General features: G+C 33.2%; 10 protein-coding genes. 1 reads left to right on the forward strand and 9 read right to left on the reverse strand.

Annotated elements, in window-relative coordinates; all coding sequences use genetic code 11:
• The first annotated feature begins 205 nt into the window (after positions 1-205).
• Positions 206-772: a transcription regulator gene (locus tag IAE52_RS09370; protein WP_015426621.1), complete on the forward strand. Its 567-nt coding sequence runs from the start codon at positions 206-208 to the stop codon at positions 770-772.
• 47 nt (positions 773-819) lie between these two features.
• Here the strand turns inward: IAE52_RS09370 and IAE52_RS09375 are convergent, their stop codons facing one another.
• From IAE52_RS09375 to IAE52_RS09415, 9 genes are all read right to left on the reverse strand, one after another.
• Positions 820-990: a DUF3042 family protein gene (locus IAE52_RS09375; protein ID WP_021722758.1), complete on the reverse strand. Its 171-nt coding sequence runs from the start codon at positions 988-990 to the stop codon at positions 820-822.
• Positions 991-1,181: 191 nt separating this feature from the next.
• The gene (locus tag IAE52_RS09380; protein WP_012898065.1) at positions 1,182-2,903 is read right to left on the reverse strand and encodes an ABC transporter permease/substrate binding protein; all 1,722 of its coding nucleotides are present in this window, start codon (positions 2,901-2,903) and stop codon (positions 1,182-1,184) included.
• Entirely contained in the window at positions 2,900-4,126 is a 1,227-nt protein-coding gene (locus IAE52_RS09385) for a glycine betaine/L-proline ABC transporter ATP-binding protein (protein WP_033901119.1), read from the reverse strand. Before IAE52_RS09385 ends, IAE52_RS09380 begins: the two co-directional genes overlap by 4 nt.
• Positions 4,127-4,336: 210 nt before the next feature.
• Positions 4,337-4,957, reverse strand: coding sequence for a GntR family transcriptional regulator (locus tag IAE52_RS09390; RefSeq protein WP_012898067.1), 621 nt, complete (start codon positions 4,955-4,957; stop codon positions 4,337-4,339).
• A gap of 215 nt (positions 4,958-5,172) precedes the next feature.
• Entirely contained in the window at positions 5,173-6,798 is a 1,626-nt protein-coding gene (asp1, locus tag IAE52_RS09395; RefSeq protein ID WP_109991054.1) for an accessory Sec system glycosyltransferase Asp1, read from the reverse strand.
• Between the two features lie 22 nt (positions 6,799-6,820).
• On the reverse strand, positions 6,821-8,341 hold the full coding sequence (gene asp1, locus IAE52_RS09400) for an accessory Sec system glycosyltransferase Asp1 (RefSeq protein WP_109991055.1): 1,521 nt from the start codon (positions 8,339-8,341) through the stop codon (positions 6,821-6,823).
• Between the two features lie 40 nt (positions 8,342-8,381).
• On the reverse strand, positions 8,382-11,651 hold the full coding sequence (locus IAE52_RS09405) for a hypothetical protein (RefSeq protein ID WP_200136782.1): 3,270 nt from the start codon (positions 11,649-11,651) through the stop codon (positions 8,382-8,384).
• 205 nt (positions 11,652-11,856) lie between these two features.
• Positions 11,857-12,747, reverse strand: a complete 891-nt coding sequence (locus tag IAE52_RS09410) for a glycosyltransferase family A protein (protein ID WP_109991057.1) — start codon at positions 12,745-12,747, stop codon at positions 11,857-11,859.
• Between the two features lie 94 nt (positions 12,748-12,841).
• Positions 12,842-13,359 (reverse strand): hypothetical protein (locus IAE52_RS09415; RefSeq protein WP_200136783.1); only part of this gene is annotated, 518 nt, incomplete at its 5' end.

The following is a 13,359-nucleotide window of genomic DNA, read 5'->3' on the forward strand; positions in this document are numbered from 1 at the left end:
ATTACAAGAAAGCAAAGACTTTGTAAAAGTTTTTATGAAACTAAAAAATAATCAAAACAATTAATTTCTTAATAAAATAATGATATACTATTTCAAATACTAAAAAAATTATCTATAATAGATTATTTTTAATTATTGCCTATTAAGCAAATAATTTTAAAAAAGAAAGGATTTTATACTCCTCCAAGTATAAAATAGAAGCATCATGACAAAAGATACGAAAGAAATTATTATTCGCACTCTCTTAAATATCGCCTCCGAATCTCAAAAAGTAACCATTGAAGAAATCTCTAAACGGTCACACATTACCCGTACAACGATTAAAAATAATTTTAAAACGGGCGTTCCCGGAATTGTCGAATACATCTATCTGAATATTGTAGATGAAGTTAATGAGCGTTTACTTCAATATAACTGTGAAGATGTTACTATTGAACTCCTTTCTGACCTTCTACTTCCGGTCCTTTGGCAACATAAAGAAGAAGCTCATATTATTTTTGGCTCTCAACTTCCTTTCCGGTTAATCGGTCCAATCAGTGATAGAACTTGGAAGTGGGCTGAAAAACACTTTAACTCTCTTATAAAAAAACATGGTTTAGCAAATTATTTTACAGCTCAAGAACTCCTAAGATACTTTAACGCTCAACTTATTACCGTTCTCACTCTTTGGTTAGAAGCCGATATTCCCATTGCATATGAAAAATTCCGTCCAAAATTTATCTTTTTTATGAGCACTTCAATCAATGAGCTTATTTTTAAAGGAACAAAATAAAAAACGTAAATCTTTCGATTTACGTTTTTCTTATTATGTTTGTTAACTTAAGGCGCAATCCGTTTTCTGGCTGCTCGTTTTCTACCCATTTCAATTTGTTCTTCTTTTTTCTTGATAGGATTGATAACTTTTGTTTTAATGCCAATAGCAGTGGCAGCAAGTCCAGCTATCAAAAGTGCATTCCCTGCCAAAAAGCCTTTAATAAATGTACGATTCATTTGTCTCTCCTCCTAGTTTTATAGATAAACAGCCAAATAATAAAACTTTAGTAAAATTTCCTCATTCGACTCTACAAAATCATTTTAACATAAATGTTATAAATCTAAAAATAATAAACTTAGAATGAAATAATAAAAAACCTTCTAACTATAATGCTAGAAAGTTTTCATTAAATCTAAATCTTCGTTGATTATTTAAACCATTTATCAACTTCTTTTTGATGATCTTTAATCCAATTTTTGGCAGCTTCTTCTGGTGTTTTACCATTTTGAATATCAAGCATGACAGCTTCCATATCCTTAGTTGTCCAATTAAATTTATCTAAAACTTTATAAGCTTCTGGATTTTCTTTCTTCAAACCTTTACGAACAATGGTATTAATATTTTCTGAAGTTCCCATTGTTCCTTTTGGATCAGCCAAATATTTCAAATCATATTTGTTAAACATCCAATGAGGTGACCAACCAGTAATGACAATATCTTTATGTTGTTTGATTGCTTCACCAAGAGCTACAGTCATAGCACCTGATGATGAAGGAACAAGTTTCCAATCTTTAAGATTATCATAGCTATTAAGCGTTTTTTCACTCGCAGCCATTACACCTGCACCTGGTTCAATACCTGTGATTGTCTTATTCGCTTGATTTGTTAAATCTTCAATTGAATTAACATTCATATAACTTGGAACAACAAACCCAACTTTAGCGCCTTTAAGGTTAGGACCTAACAAATCAACAGATTTACCATATTTTTGCCATTGTGTTTTATGAGTATTTGGTAACCAAGCAGAAACCATTCCATCTGCTTGACCATTGGCTACCGTTTGCCAAGCCACTGCATTATCTAAAGCTGTCGTTTTTACATCAAAGCCATGTTCTTTCATCGCTTGAGTCAAAACATTGATTGATGCAACTTCTGAATCCCAGTTCATATAAACTAAGTCAACTTTTTTATCAGAGGCTGTTTTTCCAAAAGACATTCCTGAAAATGCACCAACAATTAAAGCTAACAATGAAACTAAGGCAATTCCACGTTTCCATTTTTTAACTGTAGGATTTCCCTGTTTTTCAAGAGGAGAAACATTAAGTTTTTGTGTAAAGCGGTCAATAATAATAGCCAAAATAACTAATGAAATCCCACTTACAAACCCTTTACCAATATCAGCTGATTGAACGGCTGCAAGTACACCACGACCTAAGCCAGGCGCCCCAATCATAGAAGCGATAACAACCATAGAAAGAGCTAACATAATCGTTTGGTTAACACCGGCCATAATCGTTCCTTTAGCCAAAGGAAATTCCAATTTAAAGAGCTTTTGACGGGCAGTTGAACCAAATGAATCTGCCGCTTCAACTAATTCTGTTGAAACTTGACGAATTCCCAAGTTAGTCATTCTGACTGTTGGTGGAAGTGCAAAGATAACAGAGGCAAATACCCCAGGAACAACTCCAATTCCAAAGAATGCAACCGCTGGAATCAAATAAACGAAACCAGGCATTGTTTGCATAAAGTCCAAAATCGGTTGAACGATCTTAGCCACTAAATCAGATTTGGCCATCCAAATCCCTAAAGGAACTCCAATGATGATTGACAATAAACTTGAAAGTAAGACAAGTGTGATTGTACTCATCAAATCTGACCATAAGCCCTGGTTAGCAATTAAAGAAAGACCGATGAAAGTGAATAAAGGAAAGGCAATTTTTTTACCTGAAACCAAAATGGCAAGGATAGTAACAACAGCAATCATCAACCAGAATGGAACAGCAGTTAAAGCTCCCGTAATTCCATTCATCAATACTGTTCCGGATTTTTGAATCACATCAAATCCTGAACTAAAAGTACTAGTAATCCAATCTGTTGCCGATGACACCCAATTTGCTATGGGTACTTGTCCAATAGCTAAATCAATCATTTATTCTCCTCCTCTTTTTCAATCTCCTCTACTTCGTCCTCATCAGGAATATCAGCTAAGGCCTCTAAAACACTTCCTCGAATCAATACACCTTTAAGGAATCCATTATCATCAACAACTGCTAAAGGCGTTGGGGCATCATAGATAATTGGCAAGATATCTCTTACAAGCATTTCTTTAGAAACTGTTCCAACATCTGTAGTCATCACATCTTTTAATGGTTGATTATTTTTTCTAGCAGCAATAGCTTGTTCACTCGTAACAACACCACGGAATTGACGCTTTTTGTCAACAGCCATTAGAGAGCTGACCTCTTCAGTCTTCATCTTCTTCAAGGCAACGCTAGGTCCATCAACATCAATGTTAGTAGTTAAAGCTGGAATCATAATATTCTCTGCTGTAATAACTTTTGCACGATCTACATCTTCTACGAAAGTTTTAACATAATCATTTGCTGGATTGGTCAAGATTTCCTCACCAGTACCAATTTGCATGATTTTACCATCTTTCATGATTGCGATGCGGTCACCAATACGAAGGGCTTCGTTCAAATCATGAGAAACAAAGATAATTGTTTTTTGAAATTTTGCTTGAAGTTCAAGTAGCTCATCTTGCATTTCGCGACGAATCAAAGGGTCAAGAGCAGAGAAAGCTTCATCCATGAGCAAAATCTCTGGGTCATTAGCTAAGGCACGCGCAAGCCCAACCCGTTGTTGCATCCCACCAGATAATTGTTTAGGATACTGATCTTTAAAGTCTAACAAGTTTGCATTTTCTAAGGCCTTCTCCGCACGTTTGCGACGCTCATCTTTTGGTACATTTTGAACTTCCAAACCATACTCAGTATTTTCTAAAATTGTTCGATGTGGAAATAGACCAAAATTTTGGAAAACCATACTCATTGTTTTACGACGAACTTGAAGCAAATCTTCTTTATTTAATGTAGCAACATCTTGGTTGTCAATAAATATTTTTCCGCTCGTTGGTTCAATCAATCGGTTAAGCAAACGCAACAAAGTTGACTTACCTGAACCAGATAGACCCATGATGACAAAAATTTCACCCTCATTGATTTCAAAATTTGTATCATAAACCCCTACAGTTGCACCGGTTTTTTTCAAAATTTCATTTTTGGGCTCACCTTTTTCAACCATTGTTAATGCGGTTTTAATCCGTTTGCCAAAAATTTTAGTTAAATGTTCAATTTTTATTTTTACTGGCAAAATAGCTCTCCTTTACTCTAACACAAGGAAGCTTAAAACTTTTTTAGAAATATAAATTCTAAATAAATAAGTTAATTAATAATTAGAAGTTTTAAGTTTCACAAGTGATTTTCTTATTTAAAGTGACCACTCAATAATAACAATATGTAGTCACTATGTCAACTAACTAAACTTGAACTTAAAAAAAGGCATCGTTTTGTAAACGATGTCTTAGTTGCCATAAAAGAAATTTTGGACAATTTGTCCTGTATCAGAAGCCCCCACAAAATATAAGGTATCTCCTTGATTTAAAGTTGCGTACGGTCCTGGCGAAACAATTAATTCTGCATTTTGCAAAATGGCAACAACTGTCGCCCCTGTATTTTGCCAAAGATTCATTTCTCCTAGGCTCAGTCCGAACTTTTCAGAGTCTTTTTCCAGTTCAAATTCAATAGGAGTTAAAGGATTTGTTTTTTGAAAATGCTCAGTTTGGTCAACCAATTTATCCAAGATGGATGAAAAATTAGCTAATTCTCTTCTCTGACTCTCCACACTCTGCATGATTTGTGTCCGTAAATCTTGCATTGTTTCCACTTCTTGATATTGAGCCAGATATTCCTGTGCCTTTTGCTTTGAAGCAATATTCACTCCGCTTCCATGAACAGGGTCAACTATTCCCAAGTCACTTAGAACATTGATTGCTTTACGTGCCGTTTCGGGTGAGACAGCAAAAGTTGTTGCAAGAGTTGAACGAGCGTATATTTTTTGTCCAACTTTAAGTTCATTACGTACAATTCTTTCAGCAATTTGTAATGCAATCTGCTGATATCTTGGTTGTCTCGCTATGCGCATCTAATTCTCCTCATCACAAGTCATTAAAAATCTATTTTTACCTGAACAAAATGAAATTCTTTCATATTATAGCGCTTTATCATTTATTTTTCAATCTATACCATTTAGTAAGTTTTCTCAAACTCCTAAGCCAAATATATTTTTAATAATCCTTTTTTAGCTGAAATTTTTAACAAAAAGAAGCTATAACAACAATTGTTATAACTTTTCCTTTTCTACTTAGATTTTTTTGTAGAGTAAATCCTTTGATCCCCTATTCCCTCTGTAATCGGTGAACGATAGTCAATATTCTTTTTGTTTGCATCGTCAATAAGGGCCTGCCAAGCTTTCCAGACATTTTCTTCAGAATAGCGTCTAGCTAATTCATAAGACTGAGTAGACATTTTTTGTAGTTTATCTTCCTGTGTAAACAGTTCAACTAAACGGTCAGCCATTTCTTGAATTCCCTCATAAGGTACAACAAAACCATTTTCTCCATCCACTATCAACTCATTTGGGCCATAGTTTACATCATAAGTGACACCAACCATCCCATGGCTTATTGCCTCCATGAGAGATAAATTAAACCCTTCCATGATTGAAGCTAAGGCATAGACTTGGAAATCTTTTTGCAGCTCCCCAACATTATTAGCATACTCGAATTGATGCACTGCTTCTTCCATATGATATTCTTTTATTGCAGCATTAATGGCCTTTTGTGCAGAATCATCATCTCGATGATCAACATAACCATAAAAATCTAGTGTAATATCTGGAACAGTTTGTCTTGCAATCCCTATCGCCCTAATAATATGATCAATTCTTTTTTCAGGTGCAACACGTGCAGTAACTAAAACGCTATGCACTCTACGCTCCTTCATATCAATTCGCTTTTCTGAAAAAACTTCATTTGGAACTACTCCAACAGGAATAGTAAATAATTTGCTTTGAGGATTAAATCGTTTTGAAACATCAAGTGTTTGTTTTTCTGTTGCTGAAACAATAGCATCGTAACCATTTGAATTCATCAATCCAAATTCATAAAAGTTATTCATAACCGAGTGCATCGGCTCTTGAGCATCACCAGCATGTGAGTTATGCAAATGAAGAACCGTATAGGCAGGACGATCCAAGTTCAATAAAGCCCAATCCGCCAAATGTGTTCTATCCATGATAAAAATATTTGCTTTATCATCTTGCCAATACTCTTCGTTTAATAAATTAAGAAAATGGAGCGTTAACTCATCAATATTAGTAAAATTATAAATTGCCCCATCAGCACCATTCAGACGCCAACCACTTTTGGTATACTTGTGATTTCCATCATATTTATTAAATGTTTCCAACACTGGCTTGCCGTTGATATCCATCCAAACCTCCGTACCAATCTTGTTATCAGGTGTATACCACTGACATAAACTTAAAAAACCACGAAAATCATAAAAATCAACTCGATAAAGATTTCCAAATCCATCAAAATATTCGACAGCACTTACTCGTTCAAGAGGATCTTCGCCAAAATATCGAACACGAGCAATAAGTTGTTGTCCTTGAAAGACAAGATATCTAAATTGATTAGGTTCCTTATTATAAGTTAAAGAATCGACTCCAAAATCTAAATCTTCAACATGGAGGATTTTTTCCTCTACAAGTTCTGCTTTCTGAAAATAATCAAACATACATAAAGTTTCTGAATTTGAGATGCCTACTTCACCTAAAAAGCGATGAATATTAGGATTCCATTCTCGAAAAACAAGTTTAAAAGCCTCATTATTTTTTCGAAATAATGCCGCACGTTTAAGCTGTGCATGCTCTATCCCAGAATTTTTTTGATTAAATGTTGAGTTAATAAAAAATAACATGATTCCTCATTCCTTTATTTGATTATCTTATGAATAAATTATCAGCAATAATCTTCTCATTAAGCCACTGTCCCCAAACAGCTTCTTCGCTATACTCTTTTGCCTTTTCGTAAGCAGAGCGAGAAAACTTGTCCCAATTTGCTTTTGATTGAATAATTTCTGCAATAGAGTCAGCAGCAGTTTGAATTGCTCCATAAGGAACGAGGTATCCATTCTCCCCATTCTCTATCTGTTCAGTCAGCCCATACTTAACCTTATATGCTACAACTGGCACCCCATGATTTAAAGCTTCTAAAACATTCATCCCAAACGCTTCTCCTTCCGAAGTGTTAAGTAAAAGTCCTGCATTATTTAAAGCAATTTCTAGCGCTTCCTCTGATTGGTAACCTTTAAAGTTAACAACATTTTTTAAATTATTAGTTTCTACAAGTTTTTCTAAATCTTTTTGAATCTCTGAAGGAGATGAATATCCATAAAAATCAAGGCTTGTTTCCGGTAATCTGCGATAAACATTCGCAAAAATTTCTACAACATCAGCTGGTTTTTTCTCTGATGATAAACGCCCAACATAAATAATCTTATTTTTATTTCGAGAAGCTGATTTTTTAACTTTTTTAGCAAAAGTATCAGTGAGAGCTATGACCTGCTTAAAATCATAAAATTTAGTGATTTCATCTTTTTGTTGCTTAGTAGCAACAATTAACCCATCAAAATTATCTTTATACACAGTAAATAAATCATTAAGGTAATCCACCACTGATCTTGAAGCTCCTGCTTGCTGATTATTTTTTGAATGAGAATTATGTAAAAATTGCCATTTTCCTACTGCACCTTCCACACCTGCAACAGCGGGGATGAGTGATGGTCGATCATTTATAAATACGCTTGCTTCTTGACTTGCTATCTCATTCATGAAAAAAGTAAAGAGTTCTTCTTCTCGATTAAATCGTCTATTCTTACCTTTATAATTCAATAATTTATACATTGTTGGATTTAGAATCCCTTGAATATTCATATGTATGATTTCCAATTTAGGAGTTCCATTGATATCAAAAAAGATTTGCGGCCCTTGAGTTCCGTCTGGATGAAAGTATTGTGTAGAAGAAAGAAAACCTCTACGATCCCAAATATCTTTAGCTACTACATGATTCATCGAATCATTATATTCCATTGAACCAACTAATCCAACTGTCGCTGGTGCAATCATTACTTTAGCAATAGTTTTTCCAGCATGCTTAATCAGTGATTCATTAGCATCAATTCCTTCAATATGATATTTTCTTTTATTAATCTTGTTTGTGTAACGCACATCAACATCTCTTCCAGAAACATTTATTACATCTTGAAAATAATCATACATATTTATGACATCATCATGAGTTAAACCTACCCTCTTTAAATCTCCAGATAGTTGAGGATTGTAATTTCTTGTCAAAATTTTAGCTTCAACACGATGATTTTTGAACATTTTCAATCGTTTAATCGCTGAAAATTCTGTCCCAGAATTCAGGGTAAAAATATTCTCATTTACAAAATAATTCATTATCAATACCTTTCAGTTAGATATATTATTAAAACTGATATTAAGCAAGAGCTTTTAGCGCTTCTTTTTTTTCTATGTTTTGGTGTTGCTTTTCTATTTTCTCTATTTCAAGAATATCTTCGATAAAACTTGGTTTCTCACTGAGAATATTTGGTTGTTCTGGCGTTGGATAAGAAGAAACCAACTTTTCTACCTTATTCGGAGCTTCAATATTTTTTACGCTAGCTACTACAAGTGAAAATTCTAGTTCCTTTGGATTAAAATTGATTGGTACTTCTGGAAGAACAATTGCAATTCCTCCTTCATTAACAGATAAGAGATTTTGAACTCGTTTAAATTGATTAACTTTTTTCACGCTATTAATAAATGATGAACTTCCAGTAATCGTAGAAAGTAATTGTTTTACATTATCATCTAATGCACTCTTAAAGTAGGTTTTTAAATCAAGATCATTTGGTAGGGAGCTTTCTATTACAATTTTTCTTGTCGGAATACCTGTCATTTTTTCCATTGAATCCAATCGTTTTCTTAAATTACTAATACTTTGATCGTAACTGGAACGAATTTTGGTAAAATGTGTAATTGTATCTTCTAGGTTTTCATCAATCAAAGCTTGAATATGCTCAAGATAAACTTTATGAATTGTCACTTTTAATTCATCAACACTTTGTAAATGCGTTAAGTCTGAAACCTCACTCCCAAGACTATTCGCCAACACTTCAACATTGCGGTAAGAAGCACTATAAATATCCATGTAATTTGGAAGTGAATTAATTGCATTCACAATTTCTTGCAAACCATTCTTAGAATCTGACATTTTAGCAATATTCTCATTTAATTTAATTGATTCATCCAAATATTGACGATAATCTTTAACTAATAAGGCGAAAACCTGCTCTCTATTTTCATATTCTATCTGCCACTCCTTGAAGTTGGTTAATAGCCTATTTAAGTAGTTTTCAATGTTTGTTCCACGATAAGCTATATCACTATTTCCCAAATCGATAAGTCTTTTCCCTCCAAGTCGTATAAAAATTGAAACCTGTTTTTGATATTCCGCCAATGCTTTAACAAGCTCCTTAGCTATTACCTCAGTTTGGGAATAAAATCTGTGAAATGTTTCTGTCCATTTTGATAGTTCGAATTTCCTGGTTAATCTTATTGATGATTCATTAAACTCAATTTCAGGAATATTAAATTCATCTATAAAATTAGAACCGGTTGCTTCATTAATTGGGAAAGTAAACATATCATTTTTAAAGATAAATTGATTCAAATTATGCAAAGCAGTTTCAAAGTCATTATCTTTTTTTAGAACAATATTTCTTAAATCTAAACAATGATTAAATTCTTGAGTCAATCGATTATATAATTCCTGATTGGAATTATATTTTCTCATTTCTTCTTGATATTGCTTTTGAGCAGCCTCTCTAGATTTATCTAAAAATTGATAATCACTATAAATAACTTTGTATTGTTGATTTAGCTTTTCGAGTTGATTACTCATATTTGTATACTCAGGTAATATTTTTTTATAAGAACTATTATACTGAGGATATTCGTCATGCCAATTTTTTGACTGTTCTTTTAAGCATAAATAAATTTGCTCACCATTTTGGTAAGTTTCCTCTAAAGCTGAGAAATTATTTTCTACTTCAAACTTTAGTCCATCTTTTATGTCTGTCAACTTCTTAAGTTCTTTTTCAGATTCTTTATAGTTTACTAGAATGGATTCTTTATTTGCCGTTGCAATTCTGAGAAGGCCTGCAACATCAGAATATGCTTTTTTAACAATTTCAATATTCTCCTCGCTTTGAGCAAGCTTTTCTTTAGCAGTATCATAAGATTCCTTAGTGGAGTTATACCGAGTTTCAAAAGCTATATAATCATCTTTTATATTTTTGAAAGACGTTTGCTCTTTCTGGAATTCGAGTTCAAGTTTATCGTACTCCTGAGAAATAACTTTAAATGCTTCTTGTGATTGTCCCCGTTGGTGGTTTAGAAGCCCATATTTTGATTTCAACACTTCTAAAACCATTGTAATTTTTTTCTGAGCAGCCAATGTTTGTCTCAAAGAATCATTATAAACTTTTGACTTATCTTTCTTCTCTTCAACAAGGTTTTTCACTAGTTGATAGCTAGCACTGATTTGCTCAAAAACACTTTTTTGTAAATTGAACTTTTCTTCCAAAGGATAAAAATCTTTCGCCAAATTATCCACCCTACTTTTGGCTACATCCCTGTCACGGGTGATATAACCAATGACAGCCTTACTCGGATTTTTCAGACTATTCATTTCTTCTAGATTTTCTTTAAGTTCAGCATACTTACCATACTCTGTATCATAGCTTTTTTTGGAAATATTATAAGCAATAGCTACTGCTTCATAGTTTTTTTTGTGTTCTTTATATTTTTCTTCCATTGCAGCCAAAGAAGGCTCAACAAAACTATAAATTTCTTTTGATGTTTTCGCTTCTTCTTCTGTATTCTTTATTTTTTTATCAATAGATTGAAGGTTTTGCTCGAATTTCTGTTTATTAGCTTTAGTTTTTTCAAAATCTTTGACTAGCATCTCCCAATCATTTTTTATGGTATTTGCATGGTGATATTTCTTACGTGATTCTTCAAAAGTTTCTTTCTTTTCCTGATAATTTTTTTTAAGTAAATCATAGACAGAGACAATCCCGTTCAAACGACTTTGTGTTGCTTTAAATACTTCTCTCTCTATCACCAATTTACCCTTTAACTCAACAAAAATATCGTTTTTTTCAGACTTTTTATCAATTAACTCTTGTACCTCATCGTTAATTTTTTTTAGAGCTATAGAGTGTTCTTCAAACTTTCTTTGAACTACTTCTCTATCTTGAATAATATTTTCATATTCTTCAGTGATTTCTTGATATTCCTTAAGACTTTGCTCATACTTTTGCTTTATTCCTTCGTATTTGACCATTTCAGAAGTATACTCTTCTTTTTTATCAGCCATCTTTTGAGAAAGTTGATTAAAATCTTCTAAACTACGATTTAATACTAGATATCCTTTTTTATATTCAGCTAAATCATTAAAGTATTTTTCTGAATGTTGTAGATATTTTTCAAGTAGTTGTTTGTGTGTTCTCAATTCTGAAGAATAGTTACTCCTTCCCACCATATTACTCACTTCCTTTTGCCGTATTGCCACTCCTAATTCTTTACTAGCTTTCAATTCAATTTGACTGTCAGGAATCTCCCTTGACGACGATTTTTGCTCTTTCGAATTTTTCAAGAACAAACTATTCAAAATATTAAGTTGTCTGCCTTGTTTCTTCATTAACGAACCCAACCTCTCTAATAAATAAAGTTTAAAAAATAATAATAATAAATAATAACATTAGGCAGATAGATATTTTTATCTATCCGCCTAAAATTGGAAAGGATTCGTTTCAAAAGATTAACTTAACTTTTAAAAATCCTTTATGTTACCAGGGAAGAGTTTGAGCTATCCACTCCTTAAAACCATCAGTATTAATTCCATACTACTGATTATTAATATCGGCGCTTTTCTCATTAACCTGTTTTTGAAGTTCTGGAGTCCAGCCAGAGAAAATATCAGAAACATTTTCGATCAGTATACGCTGTTCCTTTAACCATTTTTCCTCATCTATTGGCGAAAATTTTTGGGATTTCAAATACATATCTGTTAAATAGTTTTCAAAATCAGATTGTAACCTTTCAGGCTTCCATTTACGAATCATTTCAAACCAATGCCTGTTTTCTCTTGCCCAAATATGAGCTTGATAATTAAACATATTTTCAGAATTTCTTGTAATGGATTTAGGATTACATAACCACATGTAAACGACTTCTTCAAGGTAACATTTATCAGTTGATAGTATACAAGCCAAACCAACAAAATAAGTATCTTCATAAATTGGTAAATCAACCAAAAATCTTAAATTTATCATTTCTAAGTAAGTACGTTTATACCACTTTCCATAAACAGCTTTAACATCTTTATTATTATGAACTATGTAAGTATAGGGATTTCCGGCAACTTGTTCCCAATAACCGGCCAATATCATTTGATGGCCTTGATTAGCCGCATTATAAAACGGCCATAATGCGCCCACATAGTAGAGAACATCATCAGCATCAATAAACATAATGTATTCACTCTTAGAATGATCTATACCGTACTGCCTAGCAACACCCGGCCCACTACTTGATATTTCATGATAATTAATTTCAAGTTTGTCTGCTAAAACATCAAACTTTTTTAAATTAATTGGTTCTCCCCCATCATTAACAAGATGGACATCCAGTTGTGAAAGATCAATTCCAATCTGATTATAAATAGATGCTAACGGAAGCATTAGTTCCGATTCCGTCTGCCCCTTGAAAGGAATGATAATACTTACTTTTTTCATATTTTTTAGTTTCTTCCCTTTATGATTTTCAATGGTATAATCTTTGAAATTTTAAATTTGCGCTCATAAACTATCTGCTTTAATCATAAGCAAATTAATTTTCTTTACGACGTTTTACCTCAGTAAGAGTAAGTACACCGAGTAAGGCACCAAATCCTAGAGCTAACGCTTCTTCGCTACTTAAAGAAACATCACCAGTTTTTGGTAATTTAGTATTACTTGTGCTGATTCCAACAGGAGTTCCAAGAGGAGTCAATGTTGAATTTTGAGTCTCATTAGAAGTATTTATTTTAGTATTTTTACCAGTAATGGTACCATCTGGATTAATTATTTCACCGTTTGGAAGATGAATTGTACCATCTGGGTCAATAACAGTACCTTCAGGAAGATCAATAGTTCCTCCAGGCGTTTGAACTGTACCACCGCCATGGAGCGTAATGCTTCCATCTGGGTTTGAAATAGATGGACCATTTGGTTTAACCTTACCGTCATCACCTGTGCCAGTTTTACCGTCTTGTCCAGGTAATGTAATAGTACCATCTGGGTTAACGACATTGCCACCTGGGAGATGAACTGTGCCATCTGGGTCTACGACACTTCCTCCTGGAACAT

The organism is Lactococcus sp. S47 (genome assembly GCF_016517475.1).
Taxonomy (GTDB): Bacteria; Bacillota; Bacilli; order Lactobacillales; family Streptococcaceae; genus Lactococcus; species Lactococcus lactis.

Coding starts and splice junctions, on each gene's coding strand:
- IAE52_RS09370 (WP_015426621.1), top strand. CDS start 206: ATGACAAAAGATACGAAAGAAATTATTATTCGCACTCTCTTAAATATC.
- IAE52_RS09375 (WP_021722758.1), bottom strand. CDS start 990: ATGAATCGTACATTTATTAAAGGCTTTTTGGCAGGGAATGCACTTTTG.
- IAE52_RS09380 (WP_012898065.1), bottom strand. CDS start 2,903: ATGATTGATTTAGCTATTGGACAAGTACCCATAGCAAATTGGGTGTCA.
- IAE52_RS09390 (WP_012898067.1), bottom strand. CDS start 4,957: ATGCGCATAGCGAGACAACCAAGATATCAGCAGATTGCATTACAAATT.
- asp1 (WP_109991054.1), bottom strand. CDS start 6,798: ATGTTATTTTTTATTAACTCAACATTTAATCAAAAAAATTCTGGGATA.
- asp1 (WP_109991055.1), bottom strand. CDS start 8,341: ATGAATTATTTTGTAAATGAGAATATTTTTACCCTGAATTCTGGGACA.
- IAE52_RS09405 (WP_200136782.1), bottom strand. CDS start 11,651: ATGAAGAAACAAGGCAGACAACTTAATATTTTGAATAGTTTGTTCTTG.
- IAE52_RS09410 (WP_109991057.1), bottom strand. CDS start 12,747: ATGAAAAAAGTAAGTATTATCATTCCTTTCAAGGGGCAGACGGAATCG.